The sequence below is a fragment of the Streptomyces sp. NPDC058239 genome, from assembly GCF_042882185.1.
In the GTDB taxonomy this organism is placed as follows: Bacteria; Actinomycetota; Actinomycetes; order Streptomycetales; family Streptomycetaceae; genus Streptomyces.
On the sequence record NZ_JBHVWS010000059.1, the window covers coordinates 34,759 to 55,447 of the forward strand.

18 protein-coding genes are annotated in these 20,689 nt (G+C 68.3%); 8 read left to right on the plus strand and 10 right to left on the minus strand.

Annotated elements, in window-relative coordinates; translation table 11 throughout:
• Positions 1-36 precede the first annotated feature (36 nt).
• The 3 genes from ACFVYE_RS39305 (at position 37) to ACFVYE_RS39315 (ending at position 2,269) form a co-directional block, all read left to right on the plus strand.
• Entirely contained in the window at positions 37-693 is a 657-nt protein-coding gene (locus tag ACFVYE_RS39305) for a GNAT family N-acetyltransferase (RefSeq protein WP_383977679.1), read from the plus strand.
• Entirely contained in the window at positions 690-1,592 is a 903-nt protein-coding gene (locus ACFVYE_RS39310; RefSeq protein WP_389608576.1) for a PaaX family transcriptional regulator C-terminal domain-containing protein, read from the plus strand. The genes ACFVYE_RS39305 and ACFVYE_RS39310 overlap by 4 nt, the downstream gene beginning before the upstream one ends.
• Before the next feature lie 311 nt (positions 1,593-1,903).
• Complete coding sequence (locus ACFVYE_RS39315) at positions 1,904-2,269, plus strand: nucleotide pyrophosphohydrolase (protein ID WP_383977685.1); 366 nt, start codon at positions 1,904-1,906, stop codon at positions 2,267-2,269.
• Positions 2,270-2,499: 230 nt separating this feature from the next.
• Here ACFVYE_RS39315 and ACFVYE_RS39320 read toward each other — a convergent pair whose 3' ends face one another.
• Positions 2,500-3,423, minus strand: coding sequence for a helix-turn-helix domain-containing protein (locus ACFVYE_RS39320; protein WP_383977688.1), 924 nt, complete (start codon positions 3,421-3,423; stop codon positions 2,500-2,502).
• 118 nt (positions 3,424-3,541) lie between these two features.
• Here ACFVYE_RS39320 and ACFVYE_RS39325 point away from each other — a divergent pair, with 118 nt between their 5' ends.
• On the plus strand, positions 3,542-4,585 hold the full coding sequence (locus ACFVYE_RS39325) for an NAD(P)-dependent alcohol dehydrogenase (protein ID WP_389608577.1): 1,044 nt from the start codon (positions 3,542-3,544) through the stop codon (positions 4,583-4,585).
• A 259-nt stretch (positions 4,586-4,844) separates the two neighbouring features.
• On the opposite strand, the gene ACFVYE_RS39330 is transcribed toward ACFVYE_RS39325, so the two are convergent.
• A complete protein-coding gene (locus tag ACFVYE_RS39330) occupies positions 4,845-5,156 on the minus strand; it encodes a hypothetical protein (protein ID WP_383970060.1) in 312 nt (103 codons plus the stop codon).
• Between the two features lie 139 nt (positions 5,157-5,295).
• On the opposite strand from ACFVYE_RS39330, the gene ACFVYE_RS39335 reads away from it, so the two are divergent.
• Positions 5,296-5,874, plus strand: coding sequence for a transposase (locus ACFVYE_RS39335; RefSeq protein ID WP_383970063.1), 579 nt, complete (start codon positions 5,296-5,298; stop codon positions 5,872-5,874).
• 10 nt (positions 5,875-5,884) lie between these two features.
• Here ACFVYE_RS39335 and ACFVYE_RS39340 read toward each other — a convergent pair whose 3' ends face one another.
• Positions 5,885-6,304, minus strand: coding sequence for a transposase (locus ACFVYE_RS39340; RefSeq protein WP_383970066.1), 420 nt, complete (start codon positions 6,302-6,304; stop codon positions 5,885-5,887).
• Here ACFVYE_RS39340 and ACFVYE_RS39345 point away from each other — a divergent pair.
• Complete coding sequence (locus ACFVYE_RS39345) at positions 6,213-7,295, plus strand: alpha/beta fold hydrolase (protein ID WP_383970069.1); 1,083 nt, start codon at positions 6,213-6,215, stop codon at positions 7,293-7,295. The genes ACFVYE_RS39340 and ACFVYE_RS39345 overlap by 92 nt on opposite strands.
• Here the strand turns inward: ACFVYE_RS39345 and ACFVYE_RS39350 are convergent.
• From ACFVYE_RS39350 to ACFVYE_RS39380, 7 genes are all read right to left on the minus strand, one after another.
• On the minus strand, positions 7,202-7,519 hold the full coding sequence (locus ACFVYE_RS39350; protein ID WP_389608578.1) for a hypothetical protein: 318 nt from the start codon (positions 7,517-7,519) through the stop codon (positions 7,202-7,204). The genes ACFVYE_RS39345 and ACFVYE_RS39350 overlap by 94 nt on opposite strands.
• 123 nt (positions 7,520-7,642) lie before the next feature.
• Positions 7,643-9,865, minus strand: a complete 2,223-nt coding sequence (locus ACFVYE_RS39355) for an FAD-dependent oxidoreductase (RefSeq protein WP_383970072.1) — start codon at positions 9,863-9,865, stop codon at positions 7,643-7,645.
• 12 nt (positions 9,866-9,877) lie between these two features.
• Positions 9,878-12,169 carry a hypothetical protein gene (locus ACFVYE_RS39360; RefSeq protein ID WP_383970074.1) on the minus strand — a complete coding sequence of 764 codons (2,292 nt, stop codon included), beginning with the start codon at positions 12,167-12,169 and terminating at the stop codon, positions 9,878-9,880.
• Positions 12,170-12,264: 95 nt separating this feature from the next.
• On the minus strand, positions 12,265-13,143 hold the full coding sequence (locus ACFVYE_RS39365) for a carbohydrate ABC transporter permease (RefSeq protein ID WP_383970077.1): 879 nt from the start codon (positions 13,141-13,143) through the stop codon (positions 12,265-12,267).
• Entirely contained in the window at positions 13,140-14,090 is a 951-nt protein-coding gene (locus tag ACFVYE_RS39370; protein WP_383970080.1) for a carbohydrate ABC transporter permease, read from the minus strand. The genes ACFVYE_RS39365 and ACFVYE_RS39370 overlap by 4 nt, the downstream gene beginning before the upstream one ends.
• Before the next feature lie 7 nt (positions 14,091-14,097).
• The gene (locus ACFVYE_RS39375; protein WP_389608579.1) at positions 14,098-15,438 is read right to left on the minus strand and encodes an ABC transporter substrate-binding protein; all 1,341 of its coding nucleotides are present in this window, start codon (positions 15,436-15,438) and stop codon (positions 14,098-14,100) included.
• Between the two features lie 107 nt (positions 15,439-15,545).
• Complete coding sequence (locus ACFVYE_RS39380; RefSeq protein ID WP_389608580.1) at positions 15,546-16,547, minus strand: LacI family DNA-binding transcriptional regulator; 1,002 nt, start codon at positions 16,545-16,547, stop codon at positions 15,546-15,548.
• A gap of 233 nt (positions 16,548-16,780) precedes the next feature.
• Between ACFVYE_RS39380 and ACFVYE_RS39385 the strand changes: the two genes are divergently transcribed.
• Complete coding sequence (locus tag ACFVYE_RS39385; RefSeq protein WP_389608581.1) at positions 16,781-17,923, plus strand: mandelate racemase/muconate lactonizing enzyme family protein; 1,143 nt, start codon at positions 16,781-16,783, stop codon at positions 17,921-17,923.
• A 77-nt stretch (positions 17,924-18,000) separates the two neighbouring features.
• The gene (locus tag ACFVYE_RS39390) at positions 18,001-20,151 is read left to right on the plus strand and encodes a DUF6351 family protein (RefSeq protein WP_389608582.1); all 2,151 of its coding nucleotides are present in this window, start codon (positions 18,001-18,003) and stop codon (positions 20,149-20,151) included.
• Positions 20,152-20,689 lie beyond the last annotated feature (538 nt).

Genomic DNA, 20,689 nt, shown 5'->3' on the forward strand with positions numbered 1-20,689 from the left:
AGGCGCACGACGGCCTTCGCCGAGAGAGGGAGGATCGTGGGCGCACCACAGGAGTCGACAGGCCGGGGCGGCAGCGGCGCCCCCCGCCTGCACCGGGAGATCCCCCTGGGAGCCGAACAGCAGGTGGCCGCCCTTTACTGGGAGGCGTTCGGCCGCAAGCTCGGCGCCGCACTCGGTCCGCCCCGGAAGGGCCGGGCGTTCCTCGCGTCCCACCTGCACCATGACCGTGGCATCACCGCACTCGACAGCGAGGGCCGGGTCGTCGGCGTTGCCGGATACGATCTTGCGGGCCGCGCCCTGACCGGCGGCTCGGCGCGTGACGTCCTGTCCGGCTACGGTCTGCTCCGAGGGGTGCCACGGCTGGCCCTCCTCGCCGTGCTCACGCGGAAGCCCGCCGAGGGCGAACTCGTGATGGACGGCATCTGCGTGGCAGCGTCGCACCGCGGCTTCGGCATCGGCAGCCTGCTGCTGCGGGAGGTCGCCGCCGTGGCCGCCGAGCACGCCTGCTCCCGGATCCGGCTCGATGTCGTCGACGTCAACCCGCGCGCCAAGGCCCTGTACGTACGCCACGGCTTCACCGCTGTGCGCACGCAGCAGACCCCTTTTCTGCGGACGCTGATGGGCTTCGGCGCGGTGACGACCATGCACCGTCCCGTGACTCCGGGCGACCTGGACGGGGGAAGCACTCGATGAATCACAGGGACACACCGGAGACGGACCGCCCGGAGATCCCGGCGCGGCTGCTGGTGCACGCCCTGGTCCGCGAGGACGGCACCGTTGATACCGGTGAGCTCTACGCCGTCGCCGGACTCCTGACCATGACCGACCAGCAGGTCCGGCTGTGCGTCAAACGCCTTGTCACCGAGGGCCGGTTCACCCAGGAAGGCCGGGGAGGCAAAGCCGTACTGCGGGCTACGGCCGCCGATGTGACCGGGGCCATCGCCCCTGACACGGACCATGTCCGCCACGCCTACCGTCAGGACCACGGACTCGCACCCTGGGACAGCACCTGGCACCTGTTCGCCTTCGCCGTCCCGGAGTCTCGCCGCACCGCCCGCGACGCCCTGCGGGGAACTCTGCTGCACCTGGGCGCGGCGCCCGTCCAGGGCGGCCTGTACGTCAGCGCCAACCCCATTGCCGAGCTGGTCGAGGCCCGGGCCCGACACCTCGGCGTACTCGACACGGTCACCTTCCTCACCAGCACCGACCTACGCATCGGTGACACCGACGATCCCCGCCGCCTGGCAGCCGCCATATGGCCCTTGGACGAGATCGCCGCCCGACACGAACGCCTCGCCGCCATCGCCCGGGCATCCGCCGACCAACTGTCACAGGGAGGGAGCCCGTCCGGGATCGAGCGGCTCACCCTGGCCGTGGAGCTCGCCGCGGAATTCACCCGCGCCATGACCCCCGACCCGCTCCTGCCCCCGGAACTGCTGCCCCAGCCCTGGCCCGGCAGCCGCGCCCGTCGGCTCGCCCAGGAATGCTGGACCGCCCTTCGCTCCCTCCCCACCGCTCCGGACACTCCCATGTCGCCGCCTCGCCTGTTCCGCATCTACGGCGACGCAATCACCCAGCCTGACGGGCAGTAATACGTGACGAAAAGCCCGAGGACGGCCCCACCCGCGCGAGAACGTCACCGTGCTGCGTGAGCCCAAGGCGAAGGACGAGGACGAACCCGGCGGCTACGTCCGGCCCCCGTCATCCCGCCCGGCCACTGGCTGATCTGCGCGCAGCCCCTGCCCGATTCCACCCGGCAACCCCGGGAGTACTGCTCGCGATGGCGCACCGCACGCGTCCCGACCCTCCGCAATCCGGGTCGGCTCCCGACCCGGACCACGGCAACCCTGGACAACGCGACCGGGGCCAAGGTTGCACCGGGCGGACAGGGAAAGGCTGGGGCATGGACCTCAACGAACTCCAGCGCCGCGCCCTGCACATCCATGACCTCTACGACGAGCTGAATCTGAGAGAACGCGGCCGGACGTGGACACGCGAGGAATTCATGCTCGGCTTCGTCGGGGACGTCGGTGATCTCGCAAAGATCGTCATGGCACAGGAGGGCGCCCGCGACATGCCGGGCGGCCGTCCCGCCCTGGAGCATGAACTCGCGGACTGCCTGTGGTCCGTGCTGATCCTCGCGCACCGGTACGACGTCGATCTGAACGCTGCGTTCCTGCGCACGATGGATGGACTCGACCAGTCGATCACTGCGCGGGGCAGACGCGATGCCGACCAACGTGAATGTGGCCAGGACGACTCTGCCTGAGAGGAATTCTGATCGTCACGCCCTGGCCGCCGAGGACACTCAGGCCACGTGCGGGCTGCCAGGGCGACGCTCGCGGAATCGCCACGCAGCCTGAAGTACGACGACACCGTCCTCCGGCCGGCTGCCTCCCGCTGCTGTGAGGCTCACACGACGTCTCTGCCGCATCCCGACAAAAGCAGCGGATCAGAGCCGTAATGGGAAGCAGGCGACAGCTCCTGAGCGCGTGCGCCTCAGTGGCCCTGTTTCTGGCTTCCCGCCCGGACCGCGTCCGTGCCCCAGCTCGCGAGGAGGTGCAGGGCTTCCGCTGACGCGGAGCCGGGCTCCGCGTGGTAGACGCACAGGAACTGTTCGTGGTCGTCCGGGAGATGCATCGTCTCGTACGCAAGAGTGAGGTCGCCGACCAGCGGATGCCGCATCCGCTTCACGCCGTGGCCCTTCTCCTTCACGTCGTGCGTGGCCCACAGCCGCCTGAACTCCTCGCTCTTGACAGAGAGTTCACCCACGAGCGCCGAGAGGTCCGGGTCCTCCGGGTGCTGGCCCGCGTACAGCCGCAGATAGCTGACCATGTCGGACGCCTTGGAGTCCCAGTCCAGGAACAGCTCGCGGTAGTCGGGGGAGAGGAAGGTCAGCCGCGCCCAGTTGCGCTCCGCGGGCGGCAGCTTGCCCCAGTCGCCGAACAGCGCCGCCGCCATTCGGTTCCAGGCGAGGATCTCCGAGCGTGCCCCGCCGATGTACGCGGGCACGCCCTCCATCGACTCGAGCAGCTGCTGCAGCGCCACCCGCACCTGCTGCCGCTTGGGCGCCCGGTACTTCCTGCGCTGCTGCTTCGGCTTGGCGAGGTGGGTGAGGTGTGCATGCTCGGCGTCGGTCAGGCGCAGGGCGCGCGCGATCGAGTCGAGCACTTCCGCCGACACATTGCGCCCGTTGCCCTGCTCAAGGCGTGTGTAGTACGCCACCGAGACACCGGCCAGCTGCGCCAGCTCCTCGCGCCGCAGCCCCGGCACCCGCCTGTGTCGCCCGTGCGAGGGGAGTCCCACGTCCTCCGGCTTGAGCCGAGCCCGCCGGGTGCGCAGAAATTCGCTGAGCTCGGCCCGGCGGTCGAGGCCGTCGGGGCGGGCTGCCTGTCCGTCGTCCGTGGCGGGGATGTTGTCCATGACCCCAAGTATTCCCGGTCGTACGGCCAGGAGCCTGACCCCGTCAGTAGTAGGACCACTGGACGTACGCAAAGCGGTGACCTGGGTGAACAGGCTGTGAGAAGGCACTCTGGAGAACATGACCACGACTGTTGCTGCATACGCCGCCCCCAGCGCCAAGGCCCCGCTGGAGCGCACCACCATCGAACGCCGCACGGTCGGCGAGTTCGACGTCCTGATCGACATCAAGTTCGCCGGCATCTGCCACTCCGACATCCACCAGGCCCGCGAGGGCTGGGGCGAGGCCATCTTCCCGATGGTGCCCGGTCACGAGATCGCCGGCGTCGTCGCCGAGGCCGGCTCCGGCGTGACTAGGTTCAAGGTCGGCGACCGGGTCGGCGTCGGCTGCATGGTCGACTCCTGCCGCGAGTGCGAGAACTGCAAGGCCGGGCAGGAGCAGCACTGCGTGCGCGGGAACGTCGGCACGTACAACGCCATCGGCCGCGACGGCGAGCCCACCTACGGCGGCTACTCACAGAAGGTCGTCGTCGACGAGAACTTCACCGTCCGCATCCCGGACGGGCTGTCTCTGGACGTGGCCGCGCCGCTGCTCTGCGCCGGCATCACCACGTACTCCCCGCTCAAGCACTGGGGCGCGGCCCCCGGCAAGAAGGTCGCCGTGGTCGGCCTGGGCGGCCTCGGCCACATGGCTGTCAAGATCGCGCACGCCCTCGGCGCCGAGGTCACTGTCCTCTCCCAGTCGCTGCGCAAGAAGGACGACGGCCTGAAGCTGGGCGCCGACCACTACTACGCCACCAGCGACCCGGCCACCTTCGAGAACCTGGCCGGCACCTTCGACATCATCCTCTCCACGGTGTCGGCGCCCCTGGACTTCGGCGCGTACCTGAGCCTGCTGAAGACGGGCGGCGCCCTGGTGAACGTCGGCGCCCCTGAGGAGCCCGTCGCCCTGAACTTGTTCTCCTTGATCGGCGGCAACAAGACCCTCGCCGGTTCGGCGATCGGCGGCATCGCCGAGACCCAGGAGATGCTCGACTTCTGCGCCGAGCACGGCCTCGGTGCCGAGATCGAACTGATCGAGGCGAGCCGGATCAACGAGGCGTACGAGCGTGTGCTCGCCTCGGACGTGCGCTACCGCTTCGTGATCGACACGGCGACGATCTGAGCCGCGCGGCTTTACCCAGCGGGCACGGCACGCGATGGCCGAGAGCGTGAGCCAGGGCCTGGATGTCGGCGTTGGTCGGGTTCAGGGTCTCGAAGCCGGCCGGGGCGTTGGTCTCTGGCCGGCGGACGATTCTGGCCCAGGCTGCTGCGACCTCGTGTATGTGGAGCATGGGATGTTCCTGCTTTTTCGCTCTGGGCAAGAGGCCCCGCGCTGTGGCGCGGGGCCTCTGCGTCAGGTCCCGGGTGAGAACACTTTCATCTCAGGCAACCACCCCGACCGGGGCGAAGAACCTGATTCTGATCACGACCGGAGACAGGGCCCAGTGCTGCTCCGCCTGGTAGGGGTGCAGGGCGACGCTCTCTGATCCGACGCTGATCTGCACCCAAGAGCCATCCAGGCTGCTGGGGACGGGTCGCGCCAGATCGAACAGCACGGACCAGTGGCCCATCTGGAGATGGGCGGCGCCGTCATCGGTCAGGTGCAGGAGACCGCTCATGATCACCCAGTCGCCCTCCTGCCGGAGCTCCGGCCCGGCGGGCGAGGCCGCCCGGGTGTTCTGGCCCCAGTGCATGTTCTCGTCGCCAGTCCATTCAATGAGGTGCCGGCCATCGGCTTCTCGCGGATCACCGCCCCAGCGCACCATGGCGGACCCGATGGGGGTGTGAACCCGAACTGGCATGTGCTGCTGCGGGGTCTGCGGCAGGCTCTCCGTGCGGACGAACATCGGGCAGGAGTTCGAGTACCGGCGTCACGGCACCGCCTCTCTGATCGCGGCCCTCGACGTCCGCTCCGGCGAGATACTCACCGAGGTGATCACCCGCAACGACGCGGCAACCTTCACCGCCTTTCTGGACCAGCTCGATGAGGCGATCGCCTCCAGCAAGCAGATCCATGTCGTGCTCGACAACGGTTCCTCACCTACCGCCAGGCACACCAAGGCCTGGCCGGCCGCACATCCGCGCCGGCACGCCCGCTGGGCCCCGCCGCACGCCCCCTGGCTCAACCACGTCGTGGGTGGCGCCGTGACGGAGGTGGACGACGGGGACCAACAGCCGGCCGACGAACCGGCTGGTGCTTCGCTCCGGCGCCCACGGCTCGCTTCCGAGGGCGGGAAGCAAGCCGTTCCTGGTGCCGCTCGTGCCACAACGGGCCATCTCAGCGACGAGTTCGGCGATGACCACGACGACCCCGTGATCCGCCGGCGGGTGCCGGGGACACGGGGGACACCGCGACGGGCTCCTCCGGCACGTCGCGGCGCACCGCCTGCCGGGCCTCGCCGGGCGCGGTGACGCCCGGAAGTCAGCGATCGCCGTAGCCGGTGTCCGCGACCGGTACCGCGGGTCGCAGTCCGACGGCGGCCAGTTCGTCGAGCATGTCCAGCGCGAGCTGCCACTTCGGCCGGTGCCGTTCCCCGTCGGGGACCCGGCAGCGGGCTCGACGGGTCGTCGGCCCGGCCGACGTCGCCGCTCTGGCCGTCCACTTCCGCAGTCGCACAGCTTTCGGCCGATGGCCTGACGTTCCCGTGACCGGCGAGGTGACGGCTGCCGGACAGGGTAGGGGGATTCGTGCGTTCACCGTTGATGCAACTCGACTGCCGGGCGGCCGCGGTTTCACGGGAAGTATGGAGATGATCAGCAGGCGAACCTTCGGAAAGGTCGTCGGTACGGGAGCGGTCGCGGCCTCGGCGGTCGGCCTTTCCCTCGCATGCTCGACTGCCATGCCCGGCGAAGACAATCATTTTCCGCCGACGGACGAGCAGGTAAAGGAAAACTCAGGGACGGGGTCGTCTTTCGGCTCATTGAAGCAGGTCAGGGCCGGTGTCCTGAATGTGGGATACGCCGAATCGGGCCCGGCCCATGGCCCGGTGGTCGTTCTTCTGCACGGCTGGCCCTATGACATTCACAGTTACGTCGCTGTCGCGCCTTTGCTGGCGGAAAAGGGGTACCGGGTCATCGTTCCGTATTTTCGCGGCCATGGCACGACGCGCTTCCTTTCGGGCGGGACGTTCCGGAACGCGCAGCAGTCGGTATTTGCTCTCGACATCATCGCTTTGATGGATGCGCTGAGGATCGACAAGGCGATCCTCGCAGGCTACGACTGGGGATCGCGGACGGCGGACATCATCGCGGCGCTCTGGCCGGAGCGGGTCAAGGGCTTGGTCTCCGTGACCGGCTATCTGATCACGAACCTGGAAGCCAACAAGAAGCCGCTGCCGCCGAAGCTCGAGTGGGCGTGGTGGTATCAGTTCTACTTCGCCACGGAGAGAGGCCGGCTCGGCCTCGAACAGAACCGGCATGATCTGGCGAAGCTGATCTGGAAGTTCAACTCCCCGTCATGGACCTTTGATGACGCCACGTTCGATCGCACCGCGGCAGCGTTCCGCAATCCTGATTACGTCAGCATCGTGATCCACAATTATCGCTGGCGGCTGAGCCTGGCCAAGGGTGACCCCCGTTACGACGGACTCGAAAAGCGGCTCGCCGCAAGTCCCGTCATCACCGTGCCCACGATCACCCTCGACGGCGAGGCCGATCCCTTCACGCCTGCGGGCGGCGGCTCTTCTTATCGCGACAAATTCACCGGTCACTATGCGCACCGAACCCTGAAGGGTATCGGTCACAATCTGCCCCAGGAAGCGCCCCGCCACTTCGCGCAGGCCGTCGTGGACGTCGACCATTTTTCCGCAGCCGGGCGGACGCCGTCTCCATGACGGCGGGGTCGCGGGCCCGCCTCGGCCAGGGGGCGAGCACGGAGGCGGAATTCCTCCGCAGTGGTCAGCAGGGCGTCTCCCGCGAAGCGAAGCGCAGTCGGTGAACGCTCGGCGGCATCCCCGTTGCCGCCGCCACGGCCATCGGTGACGACGACCGGGACATGGCCCAGGTCCGCCGCATGGCGGACGGTGGGTTCGATACCGATCTCGAGGGCGACACCCATGACGACGACGGTGGCCGGAAGCGGCAGTAGCTGCGAGGATGCTGAGCCGCTACGGGGCCTGGTTCACCATTTCCTGCAAACATCGCTCTGCCGACCATCCAGTCACCCCCTGCGTCGGTGCTTCTACTTGTAGGCGCGCACGGCGACGACGTGCGCCGACGCCGCGCCGTTGGTGGCTTCGACGACGACCCGGATCGCCGATGTGGTGACCGGCTCCGCCGGCGTGTGCGCCTGGCGTCGCCGCCGATTCTGCGCCGCACGGGCGATGACGCGCCAGGTGCCGTCAGGATCCAGCGCCTCGACGCGGTAGTCGCGAAGGAGGGTGGGGAGGGTGTCGAAGGGCGTGCGGTGGTGGTGCAAGTTGATCAGGTCCTCGTTGACGTCGTCGTCGGCGATGACCTCGATCCGGCCCAGGGCGACCGGTTCGGGCCAGGCCAACTCGAGCCAGGGGGACGGGACGTCCGCCAGTGGTGCGGAGACCCACATGTGCGGTCCCGCGTACGGGCGGGCATAGCCGTCGGTGGCCTTGGCGGGGGAGTAGGCCGCGGTCTCTCCCGTACGGAAGCAGAATGTGCGGCGCAGCAGGCCCCTGTCCGTCCACTCGCGCAGCAGCTGCGGCGATTCGTCCGACGGGCGCGGCGGGACGCGCGTGAAGCACAGGACGCCGGGGGTCGGGCGGTCGGAGCGGTGCAGGGCGATGGCGTCGTTGGCGCGGACGACCAGGAAGGCGTTGCGCGGGGTTTCGGGAGACCAGTTCAGGCCCGTCTTGAGCCACTGCCGGGCACCGGCGGTGACGGGCAGGGTGGTCGAGGTGACGAGGCGGCGCGGGACGTAGTTCTGGCCGAGTTCGGGGTCGTACAGATCGATCACGATCCTGGTGTCGCGGTCGGCGTCGACGAGCAGTTCCACCTCGGAGAGGTCCGGGTCCGCGGGGAGGACGAGTCCGGCGTCCGCCGCTAGCGGCCATCGCTCGTCGGAGTCCTCGACTGCCAAGCTGCTCAAGGTGGACGAGGCCGTGGCCGTCGCCCGCAGGGCCAGGTCCTCCGGGTCCGTCGAGGCGAGGCCGATGAGCGAAGCATCCTGGCGCAGCAGCGCCCTGTGCAGCTCGGGTACGGGGAGTTCGCGCGGGGTGACATCGCCGGCGGCGCAGAGTGCCGCCGCCGTGCCGGCCGCCTGGCCCATCGTGGCGCAGGTCGCCATGACGCGGGTCGAGCCGAAGGCGACATGGCTGGCGGAGATGTTGCGCCCGGCGAAGAGCAGGTTCGCGGTGTTCACCGAGTAGAGGCTGCGGTACGGAATGTGGTAAATGCCGTCCGCGTAGAGCTGTCTGGCGCCTGCCTCGGTCGCGAACATGCCCTGCGGCGGATGCAGGTCGATCGACCAGCCGCCGAAAGCGACCCGGTCGGCGAATTCGGTCTGGCCGAGGATGTCGCCCTGGTGCAGGACGTAGTCGCCGAGGAAGCGCCGGTACTCCCGTTTGCCGGGGACCGAGCCCACCCACTCCAGGGTCATGTTCGCCGCGTCGAACTCGCCGGAGTTCTTGATGTGGTCCCAGATGCCGTGGATCACCGACCACAGCTCGTCGCGGATGCGTTCGTTGTCGTGGACGGTGTCGAGCTCGCCGCCGAACTCGATCCACCAGTACGCGCAGCCGTTGTCGCCCGCCTTGATGATGCGGCGCTGCGGGATGGAGGTCTGGGTGATGTCCTTGGCGAAGTTCGGCGGCACGAATTTGACCGGGTGGCCGGCATCCTTCGTATAGAAGAGGAGAGTTGAGCCCAGGGTGATGTCGTCGGCCGTCTCCGGAGCCCATGCCTCATCGTACTCGGCGCGGGATTCCCGGCCGATGCGGTGGTGGGCGCCTGCCAGGTGGCCGATCAGGCCGTCTCCCGTGCAGTCGAGGAAGAGGGAGCTCTCGAAACGTATCCGCCGCTCCGAGCCCATCATCCAGCCGGTGACCGAGGTGATCCGCCGAGCCTCGTCCGGACCTTCGGCGTCGACCTCGCGCACGTCGGTGTTGAGGTAGAGCGTGATGCCGGGCTCGGCGCGCACGGCGTCCAGGACCACGGCGTCCCAGTAGTAGGGGTTCCCGTCCGGGTTGCGGAACTGGTTCTCCACGAGCAACTCGCCCATGATGCCGCCCTCACGGGCATGGTGATTCTTGCCGTGGCCGGTCGCGCCGCACACCCAGACCCGGACTTCGCTGCTCGCGTTGCCGCCGAGCACCGGCCTGTTGTTGATCAGCGCGACGCTCCGGCCGAGCCGGGCCGCGGCGATCGCCGCGCTGACCCCGGCCAGGCCGCCGCCGACGACGGTGATGTCGTGCCGTGCGGTTTCATTCCTCATGTCGTATGTCACTTACTTCCAGTCGGGATTGGCGGCGAGACCGTAGTAGATGCGTGGGGCGCCGTCGAGGGTGAGGGTGATCCTGCCGCCGGAGGCTTTCAGGGAGCGCTCCTGGCCGATGCAGTTCAGCTCCCGCACCCTGCCGTTGACCGTCCCCGAATGGGCCACGACCTTGGTCCTGGTCGTCCAGGTGTCGATCCATGGCTCGGGCGACGCGTACCAGGGATCCTCGCCGTGCTCGGGGTTGAGGACGTACCCGTCCTTGCGGCTCCAGATGATCGACACCGGTCCGTCGGGAGTGGTGAAGAGGAGCCCCTTGATGTCCTGGTCCGCGAAGGCGAGATGCCGGACGAACTCGGCCTCGTCCAGGACCCGGGCGGCGGTCGCGAAGGCGAGGAGCGAGGGCTTGGCGCTGGTGTCGCGGTTCATCAGGCCGTAGTGGTACTCGGGGTTGGCCGGGTCGGCCTCCTGGGGGTGGTGGATCACCGAGTCGTGCAGCTGGTACCAGTTGACGGCGCGTACCTTCTCGGACTTGGCGAGAGCGAGCGTGAGCAGCGTGTTCTCGGCGGCGTGCCGGTAGGTGTCGCTCCACCACGCGTTGGGCCGGGTCGGTGCGTACGCCTCGGTGAGCCACAGCTCCTTGTCGCCGCCGTACTCCTCCAGGACCTGGTTCGCCTTGCGCAGTGCGCCGAGGAAGTTCCAGTACGAGCCGGACGACCCCTGCGTCCACTCCTCGGGCGGCGGTGCGAAGTCGGGCGTGAAGTTGCCGCGGCCGGGGTGGAAGGCGAAGGCGTCGATGAGGTCCCAGCCGCCCGCGTCATGGAAGTTCTTGGTCCATACGTAGTCCATGCCGCCGAGGCCGGCGTTCATGATCTTCATCCGCGAGCCCGCCGCGTCGAGGCGCGTGGTGACCTGGCGCAGCCCGTCCCGGACGTAGGCGTCGGCGCCGCGGCCCGACATCCAGGGCTGATTGACCTCGTTGCTCACCTCGAAGTACGCGGCCTCGGCGTCCAGGGCCTTGGCGACATTCGTGTCGGCCCAGGCCGCGATCTGCTCCGCGCTGCCGCCCACGGGGATGCCGCTCAGCTCCACGTTGTGCCCGATGCCGTTCGCGTCCAGGGTCTCGGTGTCGATGCCCGGGGCGCCTGCGTAGGCGATGCGGATCCACTTGATGCCGAGCGTCCTGACCAGCCCGAGTACTGCCTCCTTGCCGGGCTTGAGCAGCCAGGGGTAGTTGGCGAGGCCGAACATCGACTCCTTGCCCGCCTTGTACGTGAACTCCGGGAGCACGCTCAGATTCGTGCGGGCCAGCGCCTTGTCACTGCCGCTGACCGCCTCCACCTCGGTGAACACGATGTTCTGCGACGGCGAGGTCAGGGGAAAAGAGGCATTCCAGGCGGCGCCCGCCGCGAGGCTCTTGCAGAGCGTTCCACCGGCGATCCTCTTGCCGCCGAAGTCCCGCGCCCACCAGGTGAGCGTCACCGTCCTGGCCGCGGCGGAGCCGTTGACGACCTGCGCCTTGAGCGTCATCGTCTGCCCGGCGGCCTTGTAGAGGTTGAACGGCTGGTCGGTCCACACCTCCACGCCGAGGGGCCTCTTCGCGGCAAGGGCTCCCGCCCCGCGCGGCCGCAGATCGCCGAGGACCAGATCGGCCTCGGTGACCGCGGTGCCCGCGCCGGTCGAGGTGCCGGGGGAGTGGACCCATGTGGCGTTCGTGTTCACGGGGTTGGTGGACGAGAGGCAGAAGAAGCCCTTCGATCCCGCCCACGTCTCCACGTAAGCGCCGCCCGCGTTCACCTCGTACGGGATGCCGCCCCGGGCGTCCCGCTCCCAGACGGTCAGCGCTTCGTACGACTCCGCCGCGCTCGCTCCGTACACCGCGCGGGAGAACATGAAGCCGGCCGGTGTGAGCGTGCTGGAACCGCCGACCTCCCACTTCATGTGTGCCTTGTGAGGGGTGACGTCGAAGGTGCCGCGTACCGTGACTCCGGACACACCGCTCGCCATCGTGTACGTGACCTGAATCGCGGACCGTCCGTCGGGGAGCGTGATCCGGGCGGGCGTACCGCCGAAGGTGCGCTGCTGGCCGAGCGCGGTGTCCTTGATCATGAAGTGGCTGAGCAGGACGCGGTCGGCGCCGGCACCGTCCTGCACGAGGACGCTGCCGTCGCTCCGGCCGACCAGGGTGATGCCGTCGGCCTCGATGGTGACCGGGTCCGCGGCATGCGCGGGAACGGTCGGCAGCAGTGCGGCGCCGGTGGCGACGGCCGTGCCCTGGATGAATCTGCGGCGGGCGACTGACATGGAGGTGCCCTTCTCTTGTTCGGGGTGTTCCGGATGTTCCGAAGCGGAACGTGCGGTGGGGGAGCCGAGGGCTCGACCGTCGGCTCCGGTGGGACTCAGCCCTTGACTCCGGTGAAGCCGAGCCCGGCGACGATGTACTTCTGGCAGACGACGAAGACAAGCACTGGCGGGGCGACGGCGAGCACCATCGCGGCGATCAGCTGGTCCTGCGGAGCCTGCGTGGCGAGCTGGGCGAGAGCGACGCTGATCGGCTGCTTCTCGGGGTCGGTGATGGCCACCAGCGGCCAGATGAAGTCCTTCCAGGAGTGCATCACCGCGAGCAGACTGATCACGGCGAGCACCGGCCTGCTCATGGGCAGCACGATTTTGGTGAGCAGTTGCCAGGTACTCGCCCCGTCGACCCGCGCCGCGTCGAACAGCTCCTTCGGCAGAGCGTCGAAGAACTGCTTGGCGAGTAGCACGGTGAAGGCGTTCGTGCCGGCCGGCAGCCAGATCGCCCAGTAGGTGTCGCCCAGGTTGAGGTGCAGGAACGGCACATCGATCACGGTCATGAAGAGGCTGACCATGTTCACCGTGTACGGCACGAACATCGTGGCGAGGATCGCCCCGTAGACGGCCTTGCCGAACCTCGGCCTGAGCACCGAAAGGGCGAAGCCCGCCGTGGCCGAGACGAAGAGCTGCACGAACCACGATCCGCCGACCACCAGGAAGGTGTTCATCAGATAGCGGCCGACACTCAGATCGGTGTACGCCGTCGAGAAGTTGCCCAGGGCCGGCCGGTCCGGCCAGAGGGCCAGGGGCTGAGTGGTGAGCTCGGTGGGCGGTGAGACCGCGCCCTTGACCATCCAGTACAGCGGTCCGATGCCGATGAGCAGCAGCAGGATCAGGGTGAACACCTGGATGGAGCGTACTGCGGCGCGCACGCCGGGACGCTGGCGGTCGCTGGTGGAGACGAAGGTGGTGAGCGTGGTCATGACGTGCTCCAGCTGCGGGTGGCCCGCAGATACACCGCGGAGAGCAGGGCGAGGATGAGCACCATCAGGAAGGAGAGCGCGGCGGCCTGGCCGTACTCGCCGTCCTGGAAGGCGTACCGGAAGATCAGCAGCAGGACCGTGAGGGTGGAATTCTCGGGCCCGCCGCCGGTGAAGACGTACGGCTCGGTGAAGACCTGCACCGTGTTGATCAGTTGGACGAGCAACAACAGTCCGATGACGGAACGCAGTTGGGGCAGCATCACATGCCAGATCCGCCGCCAGATCCCGGCGCCGTCCACCTCGGCGGCCTCATAGAGTTCGCCGGGGATGCCGACCATCGCCGCGAGGTAGATCAGGACGGCGCCGCCCATGCCCGCCCAGGTGGCCTCCAGGACCAGCGAGAGCATGGCGCTGTCGGAGGACTCCAGCCACGAGTACGGGCCGAGCCCGACCTTGCCGAGGACGTTGTTGAAGAGCCCGCTCCCGGGATCGTAGAACCACTTCCAGAGCAGGATCGCCACCACTGGCGGGATGACCACCGGCAGATACACCAGGAAGCGGTAGACACCCGCGCCGCGCCGCACCGTCGACATGATCGCGGCCAGGATCAGCGGCGCCGGGAAGCCGATCAGCAGGCCGAGGCACACGAAGAACAGAGTGTTCCCGACGGCGGTGCCGAGCAGTGGATCGTCGAACAGCGTACGGAAGTTGTCCAGGCCGACCCAGACTGCGGGCTCGACCAGGTTGGTCTTCTGGAAGCTGATCAGCAGGCCGCGCACGATCGGCCACCAGGCGAAGAGCCCGAAGATCAGCAGCGCGGGAACGAGGAACAGCCAGGCCGTGAGCTGTTTGCGGGCGCCGGTGCCACGCCGCTGCTGTGGCCGGGTTGGCAGCGCGGGCTCCTTGGACACAGCGGCCGGGCGCCGGGACGGAGTGAGAAGGGCCATGGAGCGGCTACTTCTGGTCTGCGGCGAGCTTGGCATTGACGTCCCTCTCGGCCGAGGCCAGCAGGGAGTCGATGTCGGCGTCGCGCTTGGTGAGCACAGCCTGGACCACCGGGTCGAGCACGGTGTACAGCTTCTGCGCCTGGTACGGCGGCTCCGGCTTCAGCTTCAGCGTGGAGAGACCGTCGATGTACGGCTTGAAGTTCTGCAGCTTCACATTGACGTACGGCTTGATCGCAGCGTCGATCTCGGTCTGCCGTTTCTTGTCGAAGACCGGCAGCGTCGGCACGCCCACCGCGGACTTCGGGTCGGCAGAGAGCGCCTTGGCCTGCTCGGCGGCGATGTCGGTGCTGTACTGCGGCTTGGCGTAGGCGAAGGTCAGCCACTCGACGGCCGCTGCCGCGTGCTCCTTGTCGGCGGACTTCGGGACCATGTAGATGTCGCCGCCGGTGAGTGTCGCGTCGCCGCCGGACTGCGGCATCGGGGCCACTCCGAAGGCGTCGGTGTTCTCCATGCCGAACTGCATCTTCGCCAGTCGGTACGTCCCCGGGCTTCCCATGAACATGCCCACCTGCCCGGCCGCGAACTGCTTGATCACGTCGTTCTGATTGTTGAGCAGGGTTCTGCCGAGCGAATCGTCCTTCCAGCGCATGTCCTTGAGCAGCCGCAACCCATTCTTCGTCGGCTCCCCGGTGAGCGTGGCGGTGTACTTGCCACCCTCCTCCTTCTCCAGCTCGCCGCCGAAGGCGTACGACAGCATCGTCAGCTGCCAGCCGCCCTGATTGTCCTTGGACTCGTGGACGAAGCCCGCCTTGCCGGTCCTGTCGCTGATCCGCTTGGCGGCGGTGCGCACTTCCGCCCAGGTGGTCGGCGGCTTGTCGGGGTCGAGGCCGGCCTTCTCGAAGAGTTCGCGGTTGTAGACCAGGCCCTGGGCGTACGGATTCTGGGGTACGCCGTACACGTCGCCGGCGCTGTCGGTCAGCGGCTGGAGCACCTGCGGGTTGAACTCCTTGAAGTGCTTCCACTCCTTGAGCTGCCCGGTGATCGGCTGCACCTGCTTCTGCTGGATGAGCCGCTGCGGCTCGGTCAGCGGCACCTTGATGACGTCCTCGACATTGCCGCCGGACAGCTTCGCGGAGAACGTCAGCGGGTCGAAGACCGTGGTCGAACCCTTGACCTTGATCCCCGGGTTGGCCTTCTCGAAGTCGGCCACCTGCTTCTTGAACAGGGCGATCCCCGGCTTGTCGGTGGCCGGCGGCATGCCCTGCACCCGCAGCACGAGATCGCCGTCCCCGCCGGCGCTGCTCGGGGTGAGGGAGGAACAGCCCGCGAGGGTCGCGGTCAGCGCCATGCAGCCAAGTATGGCTGCACAGCGGGAGTTTCTGGGCATAACGGCTCCAAGAGGGGCAGGGGTGGGCTCGGTGCGGTGCCTTGCCGGCGGTGGTTGTGCGTGGTGGATCAGTGGGCGGGTGCGGGGCCCGTCGAGGCGCGGGGGATCAGGCGGGAGCCGATCTCCACGAAGAGGGAACCTGCCTCAACACCCCGTCCAGCACGGCCTGTTGTGTTCGCGATCGTCTCGATCAGGAGGTCCCCCGCACGTGTGGCGATCTCCTCGGGGTCGATCCTGATCGTGGTGAGACTGGGGGTGGAGACGGAGGCCAGCAGCGTGTCGTCGATGCCGATGACGCTGACGTCGCGCGGCACGCTCACGCCGAGGTTGGCCATCTGATGCAGCACGCCGAGGGCGACCAGGTCGTTGTGGGCGATCACGGCTGTCGCATCGTGAGCGGCGACGAGGGTCGCGGCGTGCACGCCCGTCTCGAACCGCGGCTCGTAGGGGCCGAGTTCGGACAGGGAGAGGCCGAGTGCTTCGAAGGACTCCTGAATGGACTTGCCGCGGCTCGGCTCGGCGCGGGACGCGTTGACGAAGACGCAGCGCCGATGGCCGTACGCCTTCAGCTGCTCGGCGGCCTGCGCGATGCCGGCGGACAGTGAGATCCGGACCTCGGGGATGCCCGGCACATGACGGTTCACCACCACCAGCGGCATCTGGCCCGCGAGTTCATGGAGCCGGTTCTCGGTGAGGGTGGAGGCCCACAGGATCAGGCCGTCGACCCGCTTCGATACGGCCGCGATGGTGGCCAGTTCGTCCGCCTCGCGCTCGTCGCTGTCGGCGACCAGGACCGTGTAGCCCAGGCGCCGGGCGCGGGCCTGCATCGCCTTGATGATCGGCGGGAAGAACGGGTTGGCGATGTCCGGGACGATCAGGCCGAGCGTTCCGGTGCCGCCGCCGCGCAGCGAACGGGCCGCCGGGTTGGGCGAGTAGCCGAGCTTGGCCGCGGCGTCGAGGATGCGTTGCCGGGTCGTCGGCTGCACTTGATCGGGCGCGGTGAACGCACGGGACACCGTCGACACCGAGACGCCCGCAGCGCTCGCCACCTCCCGGATCGTGACTGCCACGTACGGCCTCCTCGTCGTCTTGAGCCGGGGGACCCGGTCGTCTCGCACTGGATCCTGCGAATGCGGTTGATGTTTGCGAACGTTCCCATGGCATGTCAAGACGTGTGTCAGGACTATTTCATCGAGGAAAACCTTCTGCATGCACGGGCCTTGCGCTTCTGTCCGACTGCTGCCGATGATGTGATCTCAAGAACGGCACTGAAATCGCGGGAACGTTTTCATAGGGGAGTGGAATGAAGATCACCGGCCTGGAAGTGCTGACTCTTCCCGACCACGGCGACAGCATGATGCTGGTCGTGGTCGACACCGACGAGGGCATCCACGGTCTGGGCGAGGTCGGCATCAGGTCGCGCCAACGGGCGGTCGCGGGCGGTCTCGAGCACCTCGCGGAGCTGATCGTCGGCGAGGACCCGCGGCGGATCGAACACCTCTGGCAGGTGATGTTCCGGCGCGGGTTCTTCCCCGCCGACCGCATCCTCGGCGCTGCCATCGCAGCGGTGGACGTGGCCCTTTGGGACATCCGCGGCAAGGCGCTCGGCGTGCCGGTGCATGAACTCCTCGGCGGCCGGGTGCGTGATCACGTACCCGCCTATGTGCATGTCGGCGACGGCTACCACGACCGTGCGTGGTTCCTGGACCGCTGCCGCGACCTGGTCGCCCAGGGCTGGCGTCATCTGCGGTTCGCCTCGCCGCACGACGCCGATGGCACGCTCGACGCCCGCCGCTGCCTGCGCGACTCGGTCGGCCTCTTCCACCAGGTGCGGGACGCGGTCGGCGACGAGGTGGAGCTGATCCTCGACGTCCATACGCGCCTGGATCCGCCGGAGGCGCTGACCCTGTGCCGGGAGATCGAGGCGGCCCGCCCGTACTTCGTCGAGGACCCGCTGCGCTGTGAGAACCCGGACAGCTATCGCATGTTGCGGGCCCGCACCGGTGTTCCGCTGGCCGCAGGTGAACAGTACGGCTCCAAATGGGAGTTCAGGACACTCATCGAGGGCGATCTCATCGATTACGCGCGTGTGGACGTCGGGGTGGCCGCGGGCCTGACCGAGGCGAAGAAGATCGCGGCGATGGCGGAGACCCACCACATCAAGCTCGCCACCCACAACCCGCTCGGCCCGGTCACCGCCGCCTCCTCGCTCCAACTCAACCTGGCCTGCCCCAATGTGGCGATCCAGGAGCACCAGACCGACCCCGAGCCGGCCATCGCCGCCCTCTTCACCGCGCGGCCGACGGTCCTGCCGGGGCGGGTGGAGCTGAGCGAACTGCCGGGCATCGGCGTCGACATCGACCGGGAGGCGGCGCGCCGGTATCAGGCCACGGCGGCCGAGCGCCCGCACCTGCGTACGGCGGACGGGGCGCTCACCAACTGGTAGCCGGGCAGGGCCGGCCACGGCCCGCGTATGCACACCGAGCACGATTTCCCACTTCAGGAAGTGAGGCGAGTTCCGTCATGTCGTTCACAGGAGCCGCGAGGCCGGTCCGGATGGGCCTTGCCGGCATAGCGTTCATGGGCGTGCTGGTAGGCGCGTCGGCGACGCCGGCCGGCAGCCAGGAACGCGAGAAGCTGCAGGTGACGGCCGTGTCGTCGCGGCCCGGCGTGGTGTCGGGAGACGACGCCCTGATACGTGTCGGGGTGCCCGCGTCCATAGCGGCCGACAGCATCCGGGTCGAGGTGGACGGCCGGGACGTGACCTCGAGCTTCCGGCCCTTTGGCGGCGATGCGCTGATGGGCGTGGTGAAGGAGCTGTCCAAGGGCGACAACAGGCTCACGGCCAGGGCTCAGGGCGCGGACACCGGACAGCTGACCCTGAAGAACCACCCCATCACGGGGCCGGTGTTCGCCGGGCCGCACGAGCAGCCGTTCATCTGTGACACCGCCGAGTTCAAGACTGTCACCGGCGGCACCCTCGGGCAGCCGATCGACAAGGACTGCTCGGTCAAGACCCGTGTCGATTACATGTATCGCACCACGGCCGGCAAGTTCGTTCCGTTGCCCGACGAGAACGTCCTTCCCGCCGACCTGGCGACCGCCACGACGAGCGCGGGCAAGAAGGTGCCGTACATCGTCCGCGTCGAGACCGGCACCATCAACCGCGGCATCTACGAGACGGCCGTGCTGCACGACCCGAAGTCCGGCACCCCCGACCCGCTGCAGCGTGGGCCGGGCTGGAACGGGCGCCTCGTGTACGGCTTCGGCGGGGGCTGTAACGGCGGCTGGTACGTCCAGGGCCGCAACACCGTCGGCATCATGAACGACACGTATCTGAGCAAGGGCTACGGCGTCGCATCGTCCACGCTGAACGTCTTCGGCAACAACTGCAACGACCTGCTGGCCGCCGAGACCATGAGCATGGTCAAGGAACGCTTCGTGGAGACGTACGGCGACCCGGCCTTCACCATCGGAAACGGCTGCTCCGGCGGCTCGTACCAGACCCACCAGATCGCCGACAACTACCCGGGTCTGCTGGACGGCATCCTCTCCGGCTGCAGCTTCCCCGACGTCGGCTTCGGGACGATTCAGACGCTCAGCGACGCCCAGCTCCTGGACCACTACTTCAAGGAAGTCGCGCCGGACGCGTTCACCAAGGAGCAGCAGAGGGCGGTCTCCGGGTTCGGCAAGTGGGAGAGCATCGGCAGCTTGGCCAGGGCGAGCGGCCGTATCGACCCTACGGTGTTCTGCCCGCCCCAGCTGCCCGAGGGGCAGCGCTACGACCCCGACACCAACCCGGACGGTGCCCGCTGTGACGTCTACAGCCACACCGTGAACGTCTACGGCGAGGTACCGGAGACCGGGAAGGCGCGCAGGCCGCTCGACAACACCGGTATCCAGTACGGACTTGAGGCCCTGAACAACGGGACCATCGACATGGACCAGTTCATCGACCTGAACCGGCGCATCGGCGGCCTCGACGACGACGCCAAGCCCGCCGCGGAGCGCACCGTCGCCGATCTCAAGGCGGTACGGACGGCCTACCGCACGGGCCGCATGCTGAACGGCGGTGCCGGCCTCGCCGACGTTCCGATCATCGACTACCGCGACTACACGGACGACGCGTCGGCCGGCGACATGCACATGCGCTTCCACTCCTTCTCCACCCGGGCGCGCTTGGACAAGGCCAACGGCACCCACGCCAACCAGGTCATGCTCACCCGCTCCAACGGGCACGGATTCACTCTCGCCGGGATGGTGTCCGACATGGACCAGTGGCTCACGGGCATCAAGGGAGACTCCGGCAACGACGCCCCCATCGAGAAGATCGTCCGCAACCGGCCGCAGGGACTCACGGACGCCTGCTGGACCCGTGGCATCGGGGCGAAGAAGATCTCGGAGCCCCAGGTGGAGGGCATCGGCAACACCGAGTGCAACACCCTCTACCCGGTGTGGACTTCGCCGCGGATGGTCGCCGGAGCCGATGTGGCCAACGACGTCGTCAAGTGCCGCAAGCGTCCCGTGGTCCGCTCCGACTACCGAGTGCCGGTGACCGACGCCCAGCTCAAGGATCTGACGGCGGTCTTCCGGGACGGTGTCTGCGACTGGTCCAGGCCCGGGGCGGGTCAGCAGGACCTCGCCGGTACATGGCTCTCGTTCGACCAGATGTGACAGTATCGCGGCAGGTGAGCCAGAACTGGGGGCAGGCGCGACCTCTCGCCTCAGTGCCAGTGGTGGTGAGTTCCCGCGTTCACCCAGTTCAGCACCTGTTTCCGGGCCGCTGAAGCGTCGTCACACCCCGCTTGTCCCCTCACTGTTGTCAGTGGGGGGACGAGAGTATCGGAGCGCGGGGCGGCCTGGCGGCTTTCCCAGCCCCGGCGGGCCGTGTCCAGCGCCCGCCGGGGACCGGTCGCGGCGGACGGTGGGAGCGCGGGTCCGATGGACGGAAAGCGCAAGAGCAACGGGTCGGGATCCTCGGACGAGTTCATCCGCTGCTCCGAGCCGGGTACCGGAGACGGCCCGCAGTGCGTGTTCTCGACTCCGGGTGGCCGCAGGACGTCAAGTGGCCCTACCCGCTATGTCCTGGCGTGGTTTCTTCTCCGAGGGCCTAGCCCCAATACCGGTGTTTTAGGGCTTCACTCGTGGGGTTGGGACTGTTTTGGTGGGCTCGGCGAGGGTGACGACGGGGGTGTCCGGGCGAGGCGGGTTG

Excerpts from the sequence above, each read along its gene's own strand:
- ACFVYE_RS39310 (WP_389608576.1), top strand. The coding sequence starts at position 690 with ATGAATCACAGGGACACACCGGAGACGGACCGCCCGGAGATCCCGGCG.
- ACFVYE_RS39315 (WP_383977685.1), top strand. The coding sequence starts at position 1,904 with ATGGACCTCAACGAACTCCAGCGCCGCGCCCTGCACATCCATGACCTC.
- ACFVYE_RS39320 (WP_383977688.1), bottom strand. The coding sequence starts at position 3,423 with ATGGACAACATCCCCGCCACGGACGACGGACAGGCAGCCCGCCCCGAC.
- ACFVYE_RS39325 (WP_389608577.1), top strand. The coding sequence starts at position 3,542 with ATGACCACGACTGTTGCTGCATACGCCGCCCCCAGCGCCAAGGCCCCG.
- ACFVYE_RS39330 (WP_383970060.1), bottom strand. The coding sequence starts at position 5,156 with ATGCACTGGGGCCAGAACACCCGGGCGGCCTCGCCCGCCGGGCCGGAG.
- ACFVYE_RS39345 (WP_383970069.1), top strand. The coding sequence starts at position 6,213 with ATGATCAGCAGGCGAACCTTCGGAAAGGTCGTCGGTACGGGAGCGGTC.
- ACFVYE_RS39340 (WP_383970066.1), bottom strand. The coding sequence starts at position 6,304 with ATGGCAGTCGAGCATGCGAGGGAAAGGCCGACCGCCGAGGCCGCGACC.
- ACFVYE_RS39350 (WP_389608578.1), bottom strand. The coding sequence starts at position 7,519 with ATGGGTGTCGCCCTCGAGATCGGTATCGAACCCACCGTCCGCCATGCG.
- ACFVYE_RS39355 (WP_383970072.1), bottom strand. The coding sequence starts at position 9,865 with ATGAGGAATGAAACCGCACGGCACGACATCACCGTCGTCGGCGGCGGC.
- ACFVYE_RS39360 (WP_383970074.1), bottom strand. The coding sequence starts at position 12,169 with ATGTCAGTCGCCCGCCGCAGATTCATCCAGGGCACGGCCGTCGCCACC.
- ACFVYE_RS39365 (WP_383970077.1), bottom strand. The coding sequence starts at position 13,143 with ATGACCACGCTCACCACCTTCGTCTCCACCAGCGACCGCCAGCGTCCC.
- ACFVYE_RS39370 (WP_383970080.1), bottom strand. The coding sequence starts at position 14,090 with ATGGCCCTTCTCACTCCGTCCCGGCGCCCGGCCGCTGTGTCCAAGGAG.
- ACFVYE_RS39375 (WP_389608579.1), bottom strand. The coding sequence starts at position 15,438 with ATGGCGCTGACCGCGACCCTCGCGGGCTGTTCCTCCCTCACCCCGAGC.
- ACFVYE_RS39385 (WP_389608581.1), top strand. The coding sequence starts at position 16,781 with ATGAAGATCACCGGCCTGGAAGTGCTGACTCTTCCCGACCACGGCGAC.
- ACFVYE_RS39390 (WP_389608582.1), top strand. The coding sequence starts at position 18,001 with ATGTCGTTCACAGGAGCCGCGAGGCCGGTCCGGATGGGCCTTGCCGGC.